At 68.1% G+C, this 18853-nt stretch carries 17 protein-coding genes; 11 read left to right on the top strand and 6 right to left on the bottom strand.

Translation table 11 applies throughout. The features are described from left to right. Positions 1 to 17 precede the first annotated feature (17 nt). Complete coding sequence (locus BLW32_RS27100) at positions 18 to 1058, bottom strand: helix-turn-helix domain-containing protein (protein ID WP_068741692.1); 1041 nt, start codon at positions 1056 to 1058, stop codon at positions 18 to 20. A gap of 303 nt (positions 1059 to 1361) precedes the next feature. Here BLW32_RS27100 and eccB point away from each other — a divergent pair, with 303 nt between their 5' ends. From eccB to BLW32_RS14355, 3 genes are all read left to right on the top strand, one after another. After that, the gene (gene eccB / locus BLW32_RS14365) at positions 1362 to 2951 is read left to right on the top strand and encodes a type VII secretion protein EccB (protein WP_068741693.1); all 1590 of its coding nucleotides are present in this window, start codon (positions 1362 to 1364) and stop codon (positions 2949 to 2951) included. A gap of 13 nt (positions 2952 to 2964) precedes the next feature. Then, a complete protein-coding gene (locus BLW32_RS14360) occupies positions 2965 to 7269 on the top strand; it encodes an FtsK/SpoIIIE domain-containing protein (protein WP_068741694.1) in 4305 nt (1434 codons plus the stop codon). Between the two features lie 163 nt (positions 7270 to 7432). Next, positions 7433 to 9229 (top strand): helicase HerA domain-containing protein, encoded by a 1797-nt coding sequence (locus BLW32_RS14355; RefSeq protein ID WP_068741695.1) that lies wholly within the window; start codon positions 7433 to 7435, stop codon positions 9227 to 9229. A 22-nt stretch (positions 9230 to 9251) separates the two neighbouring features. Here the strand turns inward: BLW32_RS14355 and BLW32_RS14350 are convergent, their stop codons facing one another. From BLW32_RS14350 to BLW32_RS14325, 5 genes are all read right to left on the bottom strand, one after another. Then, complete coding sequence (locus BLW32_RS14350; protein WP_068742301.1) at positions 9252 to 9689, bottom strand: DUF6283 family protein; 438 nt, start codon at positions 9687 to 9689, stop codon at positions 9252 to 9254. 267 nt (positions 9690 to 9956) lie between these two features. Then, on the bottom strand, positions 9957 to 10214 hold the full coding sequence (locus BLW32_RS14340) for a hypothetical protein (protein ID WP_139286173.1): 258 nt from the start codon (positions 10212 to 10214) through the stop codon (positions 9957 to 9959). Beyond that, the gene (locus BLW32_RS14335) at positions 10207 to 10743 is read right to left on the bottom strand and encodes a hypothetical protein (protein ID WP_068741698.1); all 537 of its coding nucleotides are present in this window, start codon (positions 10741 to 10743) and stop codon (positions 10207 to 10209) included. Before BLW32_RS14335 ends, BLW32_RS14340 begins: the two co-directional genes overlap by 8 nt. Positions 10744 to 10848: 105 nt before the next feature. Continuing rightward, positions 10849 to 11640, bottom strand: a complete 792-nt coding sequence (locus BLW32_RS14330; protein ID WP_068741699.1) for an LppX_LprAFG lipoprotein — start codon at positions 11638 to 11640, stop codon at positions 10849 to 10851. A gap of 48 nt (positions 11641 to 11688) precedes the next feature. After that, the gene (locus BLW32_RS14325; RefSeq protein ID WP_082791409.1) at positions 11689 to 12465 is read right to left on the bottom strand and encodes an HNH endonuclease family protein; all 777 of its coding nucleotides are present in this window, start codon (positions 12463 to 12465) and stop codon (positions 11689 to 11691) included. Positions 12466 to 13098: 633 nt separating this feature from the next. On the opposite strand from BLW32_RS14325, the gene BLW32_RS14320 reads away from it, so the two are divergent. The 8 genes from BLW32_RS14320 (at position 13099) to BLW32_RS27900 (ending at position 18788) form a co-directional block, all read left to right on the top strand. Then, positions 13099 to 13878, top strand: coding sequence for a hypothetical protein (locus BLW32_RS14320; RefSeq protein WP_068741700.1), 780 nt, complete (start codon positions 13099 to 13101; stop codon positions 13876 to 13878). A gap of 3 nt (positions 13879 to 13881) precedes the next feature. Then, complete coding sequence (locus tag BLW32_RS14315) at positions 13882 to 14133, top strand: hypothetical protein (protein ID WP_139286172.1); 252 nt, start codon at positions 13882 to 13884, stop codon at positions 14131 to 14133. Next, on the top strand, positions 14130 to 14357 hold the full coding sequence (locus tag BLW32_RS14310; RefSeq protein ID WP_068741702.1) for a hypothetical protein: 228 nt from the start codon (positions 14130 to 14132) through the stop codon (positions 14355 to 14357). Before BLW32_RS14315 ends, BLW32_RS14310 begins: the two co-directional genes overlap by 4 nt. Continuing rightward, positions 14357 to 14608 (top strand): hypothetical protein, encoded by a 252-nt coding sequence (locus BLW32_RS14305; RefSeq protein ID WP_068741703.1) that lies wholly within the window; start codon positions 14357 to 14359, stop codon positions 14606 to 14608. The genes BLW32_RS14310 and BLW32_RS14305 overlap by 1 nt, the downstream gene beginning before the upstream one ends. A 38-nt stretch (positions 14609 to 14646) precedes the next feature. Beyond that, positions 14647 to 15216: a hypothetical protein gene (locus BLW32_RS14300; RefSeq protein WP_139286171.1), complete on the top strand. Its 570-nt coding sequence runs from the start codon at positions 14647 to 14649 to the stop codon at positions 15214 to 15216. Positions 15217 to 15608: 392 nt separating this feature from the next. Next, entirely contained in the window at positions 15609 to 16373 is a 765-nt protein-coding gene (locus BLW32_RS27590) for a hypothetical protein (RefSeq protein ID WP_083379597.1), read from the top strand. A gap of 151 nt (positions 16374 to 16524) precedes the next feature. After that, positions 16525 to 17079: a hypothetical protein gene (locus BLW32_RS14290; RefSeq protein WP_068741706.1), complete on the top strand. Its 555-nt coding sequence runs from the start codon at positions 16525 to 16527 to the stop codon at positions 17077 to 17079. 74 nt (positions 17080 to 17153) lie between these two features. Next, the gene (locus tag BLW32_RS27900) at positions 17154 to 18788 is read left to right on the top strand and encodes a DNA cytosine methyltransferase (RefSeq protein WP_074850583.1); all 1635 of its coding nucleotides are present in this window, start codon (positions 17154 to 17156) and stop codon (positions 18786 to 18788) included. Positions 18789 to 18853 lie beyond the last annotated feature (65 nt).

The raw sequence follows: 18853 nt of genomic DNA, 5'->3' as shown, positions 1-18853 counted from the left end.
GCGAAGTCGAGCAGCGACTAGAACGCCGCGCGCACGGCCTCTTCGAAGTTCCGGATGGTCGCTGAGACCAGCTGCCGGCGGACGCGGTCGGAGCCCTTCACTTCCTCGGCGAGGCGATCGAGGAGGAATCGGAGCAGGTCGCGCTCGGCGACCGGGCTCAGCGGATCGATGCCCTGCACGAAGTCGCGGAAGGACTCGGAGATCTGCTCGATGCCGTCCCAGCTGTCGGCCATCGCCCGGGTGGTCGCGATCGTGGCTGGCGTCGCCTGCTCGGCGGTCAGCTCCTCGAGGCGGTCGCGATCCGTCTGCCGACGAGTGCGCGCGTACTCGATCGTGCGGGCCGCTTCCTCGGCGATCTGCCCGAACGTCTGGAGCTTCGGAATCCGCGGGTCGCGGCTTCGGATCACCTCGAGGGCGCGGTCGAAGTCGGCCTGGATCCGGTCTCGCTCGGCTGCAGCCTCGGCGTCGAGGCGCTCCGCCTTGGCGGCAGCATCTTCGACGATCTGCTCCGCCTGGGCCTGGGCTTCGTCGATCTTCGCCTTGTTGGCCTGCTCGGACTGGTAGTGCCGCAGCGCGGACTTCATCCCGAGCCGGTCCGCGAGAAGGTCCTCCTGCGAGGCGCCATCGGCGTGCAGCTCGTCCCAGGTGCGGGGGCGCGGGGGAGCGTTCTCGGGTGGTGCGCTCCGGCGAGCGTCCTCGGGCTCGGTCACGCGGTACCGCGTGATCGCCCGTGCCACGCGCATCAGTTGGTCCGCCGTCGTGCCCAGGGCGGTCGCGATCTCGGGGAGCTCGGTCGCGCGGACCGGTCGCTCGCCGCGTTCGATGCGCGAGAAGACCCGCTCGTCGATCTCGACGATGCTGGCCAGCGCATGTTGCCGGACGCCCAGAGCCTGCCGGCGTGTGCGGATCGCGGCGCCCAGCGCCACGTCGGTGATGTAGCTGTCGGATTGCTCGACCGCGGTCAGGTCGGACCGCGCCGCGAGCGAGTCGTTCGAACGGTGTTCGATTCCACCAGCAGGGGTGTCGGCGCTCTGGGCGCTGGATGTCGGCGATGCCATGTAGTGCGCACTCCTTCTCGTCGCTCTCTGTTTTAGAGAGTAACGATGGCGGTGAGGCGCATCAAGCTGTGCGACAGAACCACCTGACGACACTTGGCTACATCTGGCCACATCTGCAGCACCTGTGAACGGCGCGCGCGTATCCCGGGCGCGCGACTCGGGCGCACTGCTCGCCTCCATGTGCGAGCTCCGTTGGAGATCGCGCCGCACCACCGCGGACGAAGGGATCGCTGCCAACCTCGCTCGGCGAACGGACACGCCAGGCGCTTCTCGCCGGCGACGCACCGAAGGAGGTAGGGGCCCGTGCCCTGGTATCTGACAACCAAGCGAGGCCGCAAGGGGTACATCCGCGAGCTGCTGCGCCTCGATGAAGCGCTCTCGCGGCATGACCCGCGGGGACTCGGTTCCCCGCAGACCCGCATCCGCAGCGGGGAGGGCTTCGGCTACGTACTCGGGATCCTGCTGGTCCTGGTCGCCTTCCTGGTGGGACTGCTCAGTCCGAAGCCGGACTCAAGTCTTTCGGAGATCGTGATCACCCGCGAGGGAGGCCTGTTCGTCCAGTTCAACGGCGCGATGCACCCCGTCAGCAACCTGGCCTCCGCGCGCCTGATTGTCGGGAAGGCCGCCGACGCGAAGGTGATCAGCGCGAGCACGCTGTCCTCGATGCCGGCCGGTGAGCCGATGGGCATTCCGAACGGGCCGCAGACCCTCGTGCCGCGAACGGACGACGACGCGGTCTGGTCCGTCTGCGACTGGCGGGATACCGCGGTTCCACTGTCCCTGGTCAAGGCCGGCGACATCACTACCGCCGTGATCGCCGGCACCGACCTGCTCGACCGCGGCACCGACCTCGGAGACTCGCGGGCCATCCTGGTCAAGTCCGCCAACGATCGCGACAAGCTCTGGCTGATCTACCGGGACACCCGCGCCGAGATCGGCAGGGACGACTACGCCGCGCAGGCCGCACTCGGACTCACTCCCGCAGTGATCGATGCGGCCATCACCGTCTCCTCCTCGCTTCTCACGGCGATCGGCACTTCGCCGGTGCTCACGGCGCCGAAGCTGGCGGATCAGGGAACGCCGAGCACCAAGGTCACCGGCTCGAACGTCGGCGATGTCCTCACGGTCACCACGACCTCGGGCGGACGCACCTTCTACCTCGTCGGAAAGACCGGCGTCCAGCAGGTCTCGCCCGTGCTTGCGCAGATGATGGTCAACACCGGCTCGGCGCAGCGCCTGGTCGACGACCCCGCATCCGTGCAGGCGCAGCCGCGGGTGAAGCTCGTCGACGACGGACGGTTCCCCTCCTCTGTCCCCACCCTCGTCACCGATTCTGCGATCTGCTGGAACTGGGCCAAGACCCGGGGCGACCTCGTTGCGCGGGCCTCGATCTTCACCAAGCCCCGCATGCCGCTTACTCAGTCGGGACGCACCGCCGCGGTGACGCTCGTGCCGAACAACGGCTCGACCGACCAGGCCACGGCAACCGTGACGCGCCCCGGCGCCGGGTTCTACGCCCGCGTCGTCGGCAACGGTGACGACTCGGTCGCGCAGGAGCAGCTCGTCTGGGTCGACCCGACGGGGTGGCGCTACCCGATCGACGCGGTCGTCTCCTCGAACAGCTCGGGCGGAGTGAGCTTCGACCCCACTGTCAAGGCGCTCGGATTCGATTCCCTGACGCCCACTCCGATCCCGTGGGCCGTGGCTCGCCTGTACACGCCGGGCCCGAGCCTGTCGATCAAGAACGCCCAGGTGAAGACCGGATCGATCGTCGCCGAGCGCCAGACGCCGTTCGCCCCGACCAACCAGGGGCGGCCCGCCCAGGCCACGCCGCCCGCCGATGCGTCCGCCGACCCTTCCGCCGCTCCGTCCTCCGGCGCGCCCAAGCCCTGACAGAAGGATTCCGATGTACACCGAATTCCGTGTCACCCCGAAGAAGCCGGTGACCCTGAACGCATCGCCGATCGAGATCCCGGCCGCGCTTCCCGCGCCCCCGCCGGACAAGCGGCCCATCTGGCGCCGCGCGATGCCGCTGATCGTGCTCGCCGGCATGATCGGCATCTACGGCCTGATGTTCACCATCGGCGGCCGCAACATCAACCCGATGATGCTCCTGATGCCGCTCATGATGCTGCCGATGATGCTGCTCGGCTTCGGCGGTGGCGCCGGAGGCAACGACCCCCTCGCGGAGCTCGAGAACGACACCGAGGACTTCGACTACGAGCTCGCCCAGAAGCGGATCGCGATCTACAAGCAGGGGGAGGCGATCCACGGAATCCGCAGCGGCAACTACCCGAATCCGGCCGACCTGATCTCGCTCGTCGGGTCCGAGCAGATGTGGAGCGTGCTCAACGACCCCGACCGGAAGATGGGATCGGTCGTCTCGGACAAGGACAAGCAGGCAGAGCCCGCCGCCAAGGCACTGACGACGAACCCCCAGATGCGGACGCGCGTCGGGATCGGGGTGCTCCCGATGTACCCGCGCCTGGAAGCACCGCCGCAGGTGATCGTCGAGCAGACCGACCGCGTCACCCTCGCGCGCCAGCAGCGCCTGATGAACATGCTCTCGATCGTCCCGAACTCTCCGATCGACCTCCGACTCGACGAGTTCCCCGCGTACGTCTTCCGCGGCGACCGTGACGACCTCGAGTCCCGCATGGGACTGGCGCGCGCGATGCTCATGTCCCTCGCGTTCAACCACCGCCCCGGCGACCTCGAGATCGGTGTCATCACCGACGAGCCGGAGGCGTGGGAGTGGCTCAAGTGGCTGCCTCACACCGAGGATCTCTCGCGCGTCGAGCAGGGCGTCGGCGCGCGTCTGCTGGCGTGGCGGAGCATCGACGAGTTCGCCGCCAAGCACGCCTCGCAGATCGAAGCGCGCAAGGCGGCGAACGCGGGCGGCGCGGCGCCGGCCGGCGTGATCGCTCCTAACCTCCTGGTGGTGGTCGATCTTCCCGATCAGGTCGTGAGCTGGCCGGCGAACATGTCGGACGGCGTCAAGGGGATCACCTGGCTGGTCACCCGCTACGGCACCGACCTCGTCAGCGACGAGAAGTCGCGCATCCTGGTCCGCAACGGCCGCGTCTCCACCAAGGACGAGTACGACGCCGCGGCGGCCGACCACGTCACCATCCCCGTCGCTCAGGCCTTCGCCCAGGCGATGCAGCCCTACCGCCCCCGCGGATACGGCGCCGGCGCGACCCTCGAAGAGAAGCCTGACCACATCCCGGACTTCTTCGAGGTGCTCGGGATCGCCGACATCGAGACCCACGACATCAAGAAGGTCTGGGCGGCCAACGCCTACACGAACGAGATCCGAGTGCCGTTCGGGTACATGCGCAACGGCGACGAGCTGCTGCCGGAGCTGAGCTACCTCAACTTCTACGAAGAGAACCGTGACGGTAACGGGCCGCACGGTGCGATCGCCGGCCGCACGGGTTCCGGCAAGAGCTACTTCCTCCGTGCCGTGGTGCTCGCGCTGGTCGCGATGTACGGCCCCGACAAGGTGGCGTTGATCCTCGCGGACTTCAAGGGCGGAGCGACGTTCCTCGGAATGGACAAGCTGCCGCACGTCGTGGCCTCCATCTCGAACCTCGAGGAGACCGCGGAGCTGGTCGAGCGTCTCGGCGCTGTCATCGACGGTGAGGTCACCCGGCGCGAGGAGTTCATCACCAGTGAGAAGGGCTGCAACGACATCTTCGCCTACCGCGAAGAGCAGGCGAAGCATCCGAACGACCCCGACTGGCCCCCGCTGCCCGACCTCATCATCATCATCGACGAGTTCGGCGAGTTCCTCAAGGAGCAGCACGGCTACCTCGACCTGCTCGTGCGCGTCGGTCGTGTCGGCCGCTCGCTGGGAATGCACCTGGTCATGTGCAGCCAGTTCATCGACCAGGCTGTGCTCGGCGACCTGCTCCAGCACCTGAGCTTCCGCTACTCGCTGGCGGTCAACAGCGCGACGCACTCGACGGTGATGATCGGCACCGATGCCGCCGCGACGATGGTCGGCAAGAAGGGCGGCCTCAAGGGCAAGATCCTCCGCCGGTTCACCACCGACGCCGCGCCGGTGGAGGTCGCCGCGTTCCATCACGAGGCGCCCTACGTCAAGAAGACGGTCACCAGCACCGGTGAGCTCAGCAGCGACAACCACGCACCGGTCCAGGACCCGATCCTGCCGTTCTCCCTCTTCTCGTCGCGGGACTTCACCCCGAACATCGTCGACGGCGAGGTCGTGGAGAACCGGGAGGAGACCGGGCTCAAGATGGCCAACGTGCTCCTCGAGAAGATCGAGCGCTTCGAAGACGAGCGCGTGCTCGATCTGTGGAAGCCCTCGCTGCGTGAGCCGCTCTCGCTGATCAACCTCAACCTGAACGAGCGGGAGACCGAGGGCCTGCGAATCCGGATCGGCGACATCGACGTCCCCGAGAAGCACACCCGCCTCCCGTGGTCGCTTAACTTCGGCGGCAGCACCCCGCACTACGTCGTCTCGGGTGCAGCCAAGTCCGGCCGCACCACCCTCCTGCAGACCATGGTCATCTGCGGTGCCCTGCAGCACGGACCGCAGCGGCTCGCCTTCATGGCGATCGACAATGGCACCGGCAAGCTCAGCGAGATCGCCACGGCGCCGAACGTCGCCGCGTACGCCCGGCCGAACGACACCAAGACCGCCGACCGAATCCTGGGCGAGGCCGGCAGGCTCATCGCCCGCCGCACCGAGCTCATGGACGAGCGCGGGGTGTTCAGCGTCGACGACTACCTCAAGTCGAAGGCGGCCGATCCGGTCGCTGACGATGCGTACGGCTACATGGTCATTCTCATCGACGGCATCGGTGGCTTCCTCGGGGAGGATCGCGCGGAGAACGCGGAACGACTCATCCCCCTGCTCGACGCCGGTGCGAAGGTCGGAGTGCACATCGTCTACACCGCGGACAACGCTGCCTCGGGGAGCTCGGGCAACGTTCCGACCTACAAGATCGAGGTCCCCGGCAACGTCATCCTGCCCAACACGGACTACAGCGGTGCGCGGATCAAGGCCGAGGTGCGGATGTCCCTTGGCGACCTCATCCCCGGCGAGGAGCAGCCCGGCCGCTCGGTCGACACCGTCACGCTCAAGCAGGCGCGCACGGCCGTGCCCATCAACATCCGCATCCAGCCCGACAGCATGAAGAAGGGCATGCCGGTGTTCAAGGTGCGCGACTACGGCGCGCAGATCCGCGAGATCGCGTCCAACCTGGCGCAGGCGCTCAACCTCGTTCCCGTGCCTCCGGTTCTTCCGGCGCCGGCTGTCATCGACTACGACTTCATGTGGGACCACATCGCCTCGATGGTCAAGCGCGACCGGCACCCGCTGTCCACGCTACTGCCGCTCGGCTTCCGGATGGACACGCTCGCCGTCGCACCGACGCCGACGATCGATCCCGCACGCGGTTGGTACTCGCAGAACCTGCTCATCTTCGGCGAGAAGCAGAGCGGCCGCACCAACATCCTGCGCACGACTCTGGAGTCCGTGATGCGGCAGTACACCCCGGACGAGGCCGTCATCTACGTGGTCGACCCACTGCACCAGCTGCTCGGCGATCGCGACCGGCTCTACGAGCGCGGCTTCATGCGCCGGGCGAAGTTCGAGGAGCGCGCCGAGCAGGACGGCACCGTCACCAAGGTCCGCACCCGAGGCCCGGGTTACGTCACCTCGCGTGAGGACATCGACGAGCTCGCCCAGACGCTCGTTCGCATGATGGCCAAGCGGCGACCGCACGACGACTCCGATTCGGACGACCTGCAGAACCGCACGTTCTTCCGCGGGCCCGAGGTCTACGTGTTCATCGACAACTTCAACGCGCTCGTCGAGGGCTACATGCACAAGAGCCCGTTCGACGAGGTCAAGGTCGGAGGCCTGTCGGTGGCCGCACTGCTCGCCCTCGGCGCCGACCTCGGTGTCCACTTCATCATCACGGACAACCAGAAGTTCTACGAGCGGTCGTTCGACGCCCCGCTCTACGCCGCGCTCCAGGGCGCCATGCAGACCCCGATGCTGCAGCTCGCTGCCTCACCGCAGGTCGGCCAGCCCATCCGGCAGGCGTACCACCTCAAGCCGGACCGCTGGCGTCCCGGCCAGGGGCGTCTGATCGTGGACGCAGCCGACTACGTGATGGTGCAGGCGGCACTCATGGGCGCCGCCGAGCAGCATGCTCAGGAGCCGCCCGCGGCGTAGCTCACGGAGTCCTCGCCCGACCGCCCCGAATCGGATTCTCGGTTCGGGGCGGTTCTCTGTCCGCGCCCGGGCGAGACTGGGGCAATCCAGGTTTGCGAATCGGTGACAAATCTCTAAAATGGAGACTAGGTGTTGGCCGGGCCACGCCGGAGAGGACAGCGACGTGACCACACGCGCGAGTACCAGTCGGCCCCGAGGTGACGTGATCGAGCTCGCCGATGGAGTCGAGCTCCCACTCGACGTCGTCACGGCGACCATCGCGGTGCTGGCCAACCGTGGCGGGGGCAAGAGCTCCTTCACACACCTGCTCGTCGAGCGGATGTACGACATGGGGTTGCCCGTGATCGTCATCGACGTCAAGGGCGACTGGTACGGAATCCGGTCCGACGCCGCGGGCGACGGACCGGGCCTGCCTTTCACCATCTTCGGTGGCGACCACGGAGACATCGAGATCGAGCCGGGCGACGGCGATGCCCTCGCCCGGCTCCTCGTCAAAGACCGCATCCCCGCGGTGATCGACCTCTCACACATGAGCAAGGGCAAGGCGCACAGCTTCGCGACCGCCTTCGCCGAGAGCCTCTACCGGTACAACCGCGACCCTCTGCACCTGGTCGTCGAAGAGGCCGACGTGCTCATCCCGCAGCGCCAGTCGGCGGACACCGCGCGCCTGATCGGCGCCATGGAAGACCTGGCCAAGCGCGGGCGCACGCGAGGTATCGGCATGACCGTCGTGAGCCAGCGCCCCCAGGAAGTCGCGAAGAGCGTGCTCGACCTCATGGAGACCGTCGTGCTCCTTCGCATGTCCGGGCCGCGCACGATCAAGGCGATCCAGGAGTGGATCAGCGTCAACAACGACCGGAGCTCGGACACCGCGAAGGAGGTCATCAGCTCGCTGCCGACCCTCGAGACCGGTACCGGCTGGGTGTGGTCACCGAGCTTCCTCGGCATCCTCACACGTGCGCAGTTCCCGCTCTTCCGCACATTCGACTCGCACGTCACCCCGAGGGTCGGCGAGATCCGCAAGGTGCCACGGACTCGCGCGGACATCGACCTCGCACGGATCACCACCGACATCGTCGCAGCACGGGACACAGTCTCCGGGGCTTCCGGGCGCGCCCGCGGCGCATCACCCGCGCAACGACAGGCCCTCGACGCCGCGAACCAGCGCGCCGACGACCTCACGCGTCGACTCACCGAGAGCGAGAACACCGTCCAGAGCCTGCAGCGCCGCGTCGCCGAGCTCGAATCGGCGGTCGCGGCCGATCGGACCCGCCAGGTTCTTCGTTCCGCTGTCGAGGCGCTGAGCGGCGCGCTCGACGCTCTGGACGCCGCCGAGCCGACCAAGAAGCCCGTGGTCGCCGAGAACCTCGAGCCCGCTCCCGGTGGAGCGGAGCGCACCGTGAATCGGCCGGCGGCCCCTGTGCCGGCGCCCCGCCGTGCGCCGGCATCAGCGCGCGCTCAGGGAGTCGATGTTCCCAAGTTCCCGACGGGCGCGGCCAGGATGATCGAATCGCTCGCACGTATGGCCCCGCTGCGGCTGACACAGCGACAGTGGGCGGTCGCCGCGCATCTGAAGCAGAAGGGCGGCACCTGGAGCAACTATGTCAGCCTGCTCCGCAGAGCCGGCCTGCTCGACGAGACCTCCGCGGGGGTCACCCTCACGGACAAGGCTTGGGACCTCGTCGGTCGAAACCAGCCCCCGCTGAGCGCGCAGGAGCTCCAGGCCCACTACCTCGACGTGCTCCCCACCGGCGCGGCGCGCATGCTCGAAGCGGTGATGAACGCCTACCCGGCGGCGGCGCCGCGGGCCCAGGTCGCCACGGAGGCGAACATCGAGATCGGCGGAGGAACGTTCAGCAACTACCTGTCGCTGCTGCGCAAGAACGGCCTGGTCGAGACGACCCGGGAGTCGATCCAGGCGACCGAGATCCTCATGCACGGCGCGTCGATGGGCGGCTGAGGCCGCCGGCCGGTCGAGGACTTCAGTCCTGCTGCACCTCGGGGCGAAGGCGCGTGACCTTCTCGATCAAGGCGACCGCCTCCGGGCTCGGGTTCTCGATGTCGCGCATCCCGTGCGCCGCCGCCTCGCCGCCGGTGGCGAAGAGCGGAACGGGGGAGCGGTACTCGATCACCGCTGTGAGTTGGTCGTCCGTGCGCGGATTCTGGTCGCCGGCCCACAGACGCAGAGCGAGCAGCTCCCAGCCGTGGCAGCCGACCCAGCCCGCGCACATGCGGGCACGGGGGTCTTCGACCCCGAGCTGGTGACACCGAAACACCGCTTGCGGCTGGTCATACGTCTCCGCGTCGTAGCGTTCGAGCTTGGCGTAATCGCCGGGCGACCAGATCCCGGACGGCACGTCGCTCCGGTACGGACACGATTCGCACGGCCGCGGGGCCGGACCGTCGATCGAACTGCTCACCACAGGCCTCCGATCCCCTCGAGTGCGACAGCAGGACGAAGACACATCATCGCCGCTCCTCCGACTGAACCTGCGCCCAGCCCTGCTTGCACTCCGATCGAAAGCAGCGATCCGACGCTGCGACGCCCTGGGCCGGCACCGCGGTGAAGTCGGCGATCACCGCGCGTCCACACAACGACAACGCGTCACCGTCGAGGAACAAGTGGTACTTCTTCGTGGAGGAGGTGTCGGGGTAGTTGTGCCAGGACGCGTCCCGCAGAGCAGCGATCACAGCGCTGTCGCCGGCCCGTGATCCGCGGCGGGGAGTGTGCAGCTCACGTCCACGCAGCCGTGCTCAGGATGCGCCACAACGTGACCGAACACCGCGCAGATCGCGCAGTGGCCGGGCAGGCCGATACTCTGGCGCTCCTTGTTCTGACCGCCGAGACGGTGCCCTGCGCGCTCGAACTTCTCCTCGCGAGGAAGTGCGTCGAACCATGCCAGCACGCGGTGCGGCACTTCGAGGCCGTGTTCGGGGTTACTCATCGTTGTCTCCCTCCGATACGGGCTGTCGCCTTCGGCGCAGAACGTCTTGAACGGCCTTGCTGGCCTCCTCCCGCCGGCGCTGCCACTCCGGGTTCGCGGCGATGTTCGGGACGTACCTCGATTCGCCGATCGACCTCCCCTGGCGGTCGAAGTGTGCGGGGAGCGGAGCGTCCACGATGCCCGTGAGAACGCCATCGACAATCTCAACCGCAACCTCCTCGCCGTCGAGCTCTTCGATGGCGAGGACGGTGTAGGCCCTCGGCAACTCGAGGTAGGGGTGCGTGTAGCTCAAGTCGTATTCCTCCTCCGACTGCGACTTGTAGGCGACTCGCACGCGATCGCCAGGAACGAGGTGCCGCATTCCGGCGCCCAACGCCTTCGTCTGGTAGCCGAGTCCGCCGACGATGACCGTGTCGAATGTGCCCACGAGATGCCCTTCGTCGTCGAGATCAGTGATCGCCAGGAGCGTCTGGGTGAACCGGGCACGGCCCGAAGAGACCGGGCGTGCCCACCATGTCCGGATGAACATGCCACTCGCCGGAGAGCGAGCACGCAGTGGCAGGGTCGTCTGCGCAGCTGTAGACGCAGGTGCAGTCAGCGGTGTCGAGGTTCATTTCCTGCTCCGTTCCCGGTGTCAGCCGGCGGCGATGGTGAAGGGCTCGCCCTTGCTCAGCTTGAGCGTGATCGAGCTGTCGCCGGCCTTGATGATGAGCTGGACGAGGTCATTCGGCTTGTTCGGCGTGAACCAGAGCGTGACCGGCACCTCGTCGCGTTCGCCCAGCGATTCGCGGGGGACCAGCACCGCGGCCGCGGCGGTGGGGAGCGTGCCGGCCACCTTGACGGTGTCCTTACCGTCGAGCTTCGCCGGGCCGCCGTCGATCTTCGCTGACTCGGTCGAGGCGATCAGCGCCGCGAGGCCGCGCTGCGGGTCGAGGAGAACCGCAGGGTCGAACTTCCCGCGGGCCGGGCCAGCGTCGACGAACTTGCCGTCCGTGCCCTTGATCCAGAGCTTTCCGTCGATCGTGCGGAAGTCGGACTGCCGGTATGCGCCCTGGATCTTCAGATTCGCGGTGCCCCGTGAGGCGACCGACGGCGTGGTCGTGATCTCGGCCGCGTAGGACTTGGCGAGCAGGTTCTCGATCCCGGTCGTCGAGTACTCGGCACGCACCGATCGCAGGATGCGAGCCGACTTCGCTGCTTCGTCGATCAGGCTCGATGCATCAGCGCCCGAAGCCTGCGCGGCGGCCCCTGATGTTTCGGGAGAGGCGCTCTCGGACGGGAGCGCGACGGGGGAGGGCGATGCAGAGGCTGCCGGCGCGGCGGTGGCCTCGTCGGGACCGCAGGCGACGAGCGTCGTCGCGAGAACGACGACACCGAGACCGGTGGCGATGCGCGTCAGGGGAGCGAGGGCATTGGTCTTGTTCATGCCGCGCAAGGTAGAGCGCTCGGGACTGGAGAACGGTCCGCGGCGCGATCAACAGCGGCCGGCGAAGCGCTGCATGGTCGCCTTCTCCGAAGCAGTGACCGTGAGCCGGTACTTGTTCTTGACCATGATCTGAAGCTTGACGTAGCGGCATTGGAATCCGGGGTTCGGGGGCAGCCACCGGTCAGCCGTCTTGGACCCCTTGCTCATGTTGGCGCTGCCGTCCGAAGCCAGAAGATTCGCAGGATCGTTGGCGATCCGAGTCCGCTGCGCCACGTCCCACGCCCACGCGCCGGAGTCCCAGGCGTTCTCGAGCGCAACGAGATGGTCGACCTGCACGGTGCTCGACGTTTCGGCTCCGCGTGTGAAGGAGATCGCGCGGCCGGTGTACGGATCGGCGAGGGTTCCGGTGGCGATCGCGTAGGGGCACTTGGAGGTCTTGACGTACGTCTTGTTGGTCAGGTCCCTGTGCAAGATGTCGTTGCGGGTATCGCACCCGTTGCCGCCGCCCTCGACGTCGACCTTGTCCGTCCACGATTCGCCGAAGGCTGCTCTCTGGTACTTCTTCCCCGGGCTCGCGCTCGACACGGCGAGAGTCGACGGGTCGGGGCTGTAGGTTCCGGTCCCACTCGAGACGGCCCCCGCGCCGGCTCCGGCCGCGGCCGTCGATCCCGACTTCGTGAGGCCGCCGAACACGGACCCGGCGTTCACCCCGACCTTCGACACGATCGAGCTCGCTCCGAGCGCGATCACGAGGATGCCGACAGCGACGAGCAGCAACTTGCCGGCCGCCGAGAACTTCGAACTGGACTTCTTCGCTTCCGCCATGACCGCGGATCGTGGTGGTCGCCGCGGTCGATCTACGAAGACGGCGCGGTCTCGCCCGCCCCTCGAGGCAAAGGTCGCGGCGATCGTTCACCGCCGCTGGCGCGGCAGAAGCCAGCGGCGGTTCCGGCTTCTCGTGCTGCCGCTTGGAGCGCCGGATTGATGGGGCGAGACGGCATGCTGCCGGTCTGCGGAACTTGCACGAAACCGTCGTTGACCTGGGAGAGAGCTGGAGCGTCGGAGACGCTGATCTCGGTTTGTAGCGCAGAACTGATGCGGCAATTGATTCGGGAATTGAGGCGGCGATTGATGGGGGCATTGAGCGGCGGTTGGAGCCTTGATTGGATTTTCGGCTGCGCGCCCCGCGCCCGCGCATACGCACGCACGTTGGGAACACTCGGCGGCGATCGAATGCGTGCGCGAAGAAGGGGTGGACCCTGCCTTTTGGGGAGGGCTTTGAGCCGGCGATTTCGCTGCCGAAAGAGGTGCTCGGCGGAACCGCGCCCTAGGGCCGGGAGGGCGGCCCCTCGCAGTAGCGTCCGGCCACGCCGCGCGCGGGGAGTAGCTCGCGCCGGCGCGGCCAGCCCGCCACGCGCGAGCCGGACCGGGACCCATTCAACGGAAGGACCTCGCCCCATGCCCGCAGTCATCGACACCCAGGACTTCGTCACCGCGATCGCCGCGGCGAAGACGATGGCCTACAGCGGCAACGACGACCCGACGCTCGCCGCTGTCGTCGTCGGCTCGGCCCGACTCGAGCTCGGCGAGAGCGGCGAGCAGGAGTCGCTCATCTTCATCGCGTCCGACGGCACGAGCCCCGGGCAGACGATCTTCAACTGCGAGGGCGAGCTCCCGCTGATCAAGTTCTCGATCGACCAGGCGGACGGTCTCGCCACCCAGGCGAAGAAGGTTGCCGTGGCCGTGCGGAAGGCCGACAAGGAAGCGAAGTGTTCCGTGGAGCTGTCGATCCAGGACGACGGAGAGACTCTGTACATGCGCACGCTCACCGACGGCGCACCGAGCGCCGCGGACTCGCGCCACTACATCCCGCTGCAGAACGTCAGCGACTTCCCGATCATCGCCACGACCGCTCGGCTCAAGGCGAGCGGCTCGCAGGAAGTGCTCGGCAAGAGCGGCGAGGACGAGGATCTGAAGGTGGTTCCCCTGGAGTCGGGAGCCCTTCAGTCCTTCACGCCGGACGTGCTCAAGAAGCTCGGCGCGATCGCGTCGGTGTTCAAGCAGCCCGTCGAGCTCTACACCCGCGCGCACCCGGCCTCGGTCGTGACGGTCACCTGTGGCGGCGTCTTCCGCGGCGTCCTCGCCGCGCACGAGTACAACGCCGACATCGACGTCGATGAGCCCGAGGTGCCGGTGGTCGACGACTTCGCGCGACTGCGCGACCTCAAGGCGGCGTAGCTCATGTCCCCGCAGGCACGCGCGCACGAGGACGGCTCGATGGTCTGGCGATCTGGAACCGTCGTCGTGCGCGCGGGGGAGTGGGGAATCTCCGCCGAGTTCCTCGACACGGACACGGGCGCATGGGAAGTTGTTAGCCACACGGAGGTCGTGGCGATCCTCAGCAGCGGCGACACAGCTGGTCTCGACGCAGAGTTGATCGCGCTCGTGCGCGAAGCAGCGGAGGCGCTGCGGCAGGGAAAGGAAACGGCATGACCGAACGATTCACCTTCGCGCTCGACGAGCGCGATCAGACTCCGCAGTGGATGAGCGACGAGCTCCTTGTCCAGGTCACCTCCGACGGCACCATCGTCGCCTTCGCGCGCCCGAACGAAGACTTCGACGACTACGCCGAGATCGACACAGACCTGGCCGACCCCACACTGGCTGCGATGGTCGAGGCCGCCGCCAAGTACGTCGGCGCGGGTGGGCAGTTCTGATGAGCGACACCGGGATCCTCTTCGAGGTCTATCGCGACGGAACTCCGCAGTGGCGAGCCCGAAACCATCTCGTGCAGCTTTCGGGCGACCGGGTCCGCGTGTATCGCGTGATCGGCGATGACGTCTACTTCGACGAGATGCCACAGGCGCAGGTCCGGACGATCACCCCTGGCTCGGGACACGATCAGGTGCTGATCGACATGGTCGCTGAGGCACACACCTATCACCAGACGCACCCGGAGTCCTCGTAGTCGTGTACGAACGCGACCCGGCACCTCACGGCATCGAGATGTCTGCAGACGCAGCCCAGCTGTGGGGCGACGCCGAGGTACGTTCCGTCGACCGGACGAGCCCGCGGGCGCTCCGCCAGCTCGCGTACGAAGCGGGGATGGTCTGTCGAACCGACGGCGGTTACGACGAGGCCAGCTACCCCTATCATTCGGCCGACGAACGCCGGGAGCTCGCACCTCTCCCGCTGTCTCAGATCCAGCCGATCGGCGCTGACCCCTACCGGATGTCGCTCAACGGCTTCGGTCGCGCCTACCTGCTGCGCGAGGGCAACATGGTCATGTCCTTCGCCATGAACTGGCCGGAGTACGCGACCGCGCAGATCGAGTGGACCGCGCCCGGCGACTACGAGCTGATCAAGGTCGCGCCGACACTCAGTTGCTCCGTCGGACCGATCTGGACCGCCGCTTCTTCGCGTCGGCGCGACCTCGGCCGACGGCTTCTCGACGCGATAGCGGCGGACCCGAATCGATACCCTGGCCCGCTCTCGGTCCTGCTCCCCTTCAGCGACGCCGGCGCCGCACTCTTCCGTGCGGCGTGGGGCGATGCCCCGCTCTACGCACGGAGCTGATTCCGCCGAAGCACCGCATCACGTCCGGCCGATCTGTCGGCAGCAGGAGACGTGACTTCAAGGGCGACCCGCGTTGAACACCGCCGTGAGCTCAGCGCGGGCTCAGCCGGCGCTGGCGACAGAGCATCGCTGATCCGGTCCCGTATCTCGCCCAGCTGAGGGGCGAGACCTTGGGTCAAAAGTCGCGACGTGCCCAGGGCGCGAAGGCACCCAACTCTTCGAACGACACGCCGAAGGAAGGAAGGGGTGAACTATTCGACAGCAGGCATCGGCGACGCAACAGTAACCGCATCGGTGCACTCCGACGGTTCTTCAAGACGCAATGTGCGTCTCCGAGTCCCTACGAGCGCTCCGGTTCGACCAACCAGTTCACACTCGAATCGAGGACTCTCGTGTCTGCTCCCATCGCTGCCCCCGTCGCCCAGGCACCCGTCGCTGCCGCACCGGCGGCCGCTGCTCCCGTCGCCCAGGCGCCCGTGGCCGCCGCACCGGCCGCCGCTCCCGCTGCTCCGGTCGCGGCTGCGGCCCCCGCCGCGGTGGCCGCTGCCCCCGCCGCCGCCGTCCCCGCCGCGGCTCCCGTGGCCGCTGCTCCTGCTGCGGCCCCCGCCGCGGCTCCCGTCGCGGCCGCACCGGCCGCGCCCGCACCCGCGGCGCCGGTCGCGACCCCCGTCGGACTCCCCGCGGGATACGCGGCCGCCGGATACGCCTCGGCCGTCGGCGCGACGCCCGCCGGCCCGCCCGAGCTGGGAACGATCGCGCAGTCGGGAGGCGCCTCCGTCCCCGACGAGCACTTCTACAAGCCGATCCTGTTCCGGATCCTCGGCCTCGAGCGCCGCACCTCGCAGTACGAGCAGGAGCCGTTCGACGCTCCGATCGTCGACTACATCGTCATCGACCCGACGACCGGCGCCACGGAGGTCCGCTCGAACGTGGCGGTCCTGCAGAAGCTGCTCCGCCGGGACCTGATCAACGAGTACACCCGCGGCAACGCCTGGGTCGTGGCGACGGCGGTCCAGACCACGACCAAGTCCGGCGGAACCGCGAAGGTGCTCCGCAAGCCGGAGGTCGAGAACTGCGGCTACCCCTACGACGATGCCGTGAAGTACCTGTCCGCGAGCGCGGTGCAGAACGGCTGGTGGGCGCAGGCTGCCGCCTGACCGCCCGACCGTAACGGCCCGCGTCGTCCCCGGATGGCGCGGGCCGTTGCCGTCTCACCGAACCGTGTTGCGTCGATGTGCGACGGCGCATCCGATCTAGGGTTCGGCGCACTTCAAAGACCGCATCCACTCTCCGAAAGGCCCGTTCGCGATGACCGAGACTGCCACCTACTTCCGCTCCCCGAACCCCGAGACGGGCTCGGAAGCGCTCACGGTGTTCTTCACCGCCCCGCTCTGCGACCTCACCGAGGCGGCCCAGTACGACCTGGACAAGCTCACCGAGGATCTGATCAGTGACGCTCGCGACCAAATGGCCGCCGCCGGCCTCGCGTCCCGACCGAACATCGCCTACGGCCGAATCCGCATCCTGCAGGACATCGAGCCCGACGAGAACGGCGTGAACCACATCCCGCAGGTCTACGCCACGGTGATCGCGTACCTCACCGACGCCGAACCCGGCGACTCTCGACTGGACAGCCTGCTCGACGCCCCGTTCCGCGGGGACCGGACCGGCGCCGACATCGAGTTCACGATCCCGACGGTCGAGAGCGAGGCAGAGATCGAGGAGGAGATTCGCCAGGACGCCAGCCGCGGGCAGAAGCAGATCGCCGAGGCGGACGCGGAGCGGGCCCAGGCCGCAGAAGACAAGGCGCGCCTGGAGAAGGACCCGTTCGCCGACGACGACTTCGACAACTTCTTCGACTGAGGTCACACCGGGCCGAGCCGCATTTGCGCGCTCGGCCCGGACTCTGTCCAGCCACCGACTCACGAGGGAAACGCGTGCGCGCACCTGAACAGAACTTCCTGAACCGCCGCCTCCGGGCCGCCGAGACGTTCGCCGGCTCTGGCCGGCTCGGGGTCGCCGTCAAGGAGGTCTTCGACAGCGAGCTCGTCTGGTTCTCGGAAGTCGACCCCGGAGCGTGCAAGGTGCTCGAGCGCCGATTCCCGGGCGTGCCGAATCTCGGCGACATCACCGCGATCGACTGGGCCGCAGTTCCGCCCATCGAGATCCTCAGTGGCGGCTTCCCCTGCACCGACCTCTCGCCAGCGGGCAAGCGCGCCGGTATCGGACCCGGCACCCGCTCCGGCCTCTGGTCCTACATGGCAGATGCGATCAGCCATCTGCGCCCGCTGTGGGGCGTCGCCGAGAACGTCCAGGGACTGCTGAGCCTGGGCATCGACGTCGTCCTGCGTGACCTCGCCGACCGGCGCTACACCGTGCGGTGGATTCAGGTCTCGGCAGCGGAAGTCGGTGCTCCGCATCTGCGCAAGCGGCTGGCGATCCTCGCGTGCCGAGAAGCCCTTCCGCAGCCCGTCTCGGCGAAGCCTGTCTGCAGGCTGGTCGAAGGGGAGTGGGTGACGATCGGCGGCCGGCGCGACGGCCAGGCGTTCACGGGCAAGTGGCCGCGCACCGGAACGATGATCGGCGACACCGTCTACTCGGTCGACCCCGCCATCGCGGCCGCGCCCTCCGAGCCGATCGAACCTGCACCGAACCTGCTTCTTCCCACGCCGACGGCGACCTCCTCCGGCAATCCGCCGGAGGTACATCTGCGCAAGAAGCCGGGCCGCAAGCGCGTCACCGACCTGCGCATCATCGCGGAGAACGGCCTGTTCGCCACCGGTGGCGAGCTCCCCGACGCGTCGATTCCGCTGCTGCCGACTCCGATCGCTACCGAGTCCAAGGGGCGTACCAAGCCCTCCGGCCGCACCCGCGCCGATGGGCGCACACGCACGGCCGCTGACGGTCGACTCTCCGACGCTGTCGATGCTCTGCTGCCGACCCCGCGCGCGATGGAGCACAAGCAGACGATGGGGTCGCGGGGCGCAGCCCGGCATGTCGAGAAGGGCATGGGCGGTCTCACGGAGGTGATCGGCGTCGAGCTGCTCCCCACTCCGCGCGCCACCCGCGGCGGGAGCACCACGGAGATCGCCTACGCTCTCGGGGCCGAGCGAGATGACACAGCTCGGCCCCAGGGCGAAGCCCTTCTCCCGACTCCGACGGCCTCGGACAGCGTCCGGCGCGCCGACTTCGCGCGCGCGGAACGCCGCGGCACCGGCAGTGACGATCTCGTCACGACAGTGGTCCGAGCCGCCCGAGGGCGCGGGATCGACTGGGGCAAGTACACGCCGGCAATCCAGCGGTGGGAGCGGATCCTCGGACGCCTCGCTCCCTCACCCACCGAGCCGAATCGCAACGGGCGCGATCGTCTCGCCGCCGTACTTCCCGAGTGGATGATGGGCTGGCCTTCCGGCTGGGTGACCGACCCCGAACTGGGGCTGAGCCGAGAGCAGCAACTGCGCGCCATCGGCAACGGCGTCGTTGATCGGCAGATCGCCCACGGCCTCCGTCAGATGCTGCGGTGGCGCAACGTGGAAGAGCCGGCGCCATCTCTTGACGAGGCCGCGGCTTGAGTGGTTCCCGTAGCGCGGGGTCCGGTTCGTCGGTGAACGTCGACGGACTGCGTCCGCGTACTCCT

Origin of the sequence: Tsukamurella tyrosinosolvens (genome assembly GCF_900104775.1) — a bacterium.
In the GTDB taxonomy this organism is placed as follows: Bacteria; Actinomycetota; Actinomycetes; order Mycobacteriales; family Mycobacteriaceae; genus Tsukamurella; species Tsukamurella tyrosinosolvens.
This window is presented reverse-complemented; position numbering and strand designations above follow the sequence as displayed.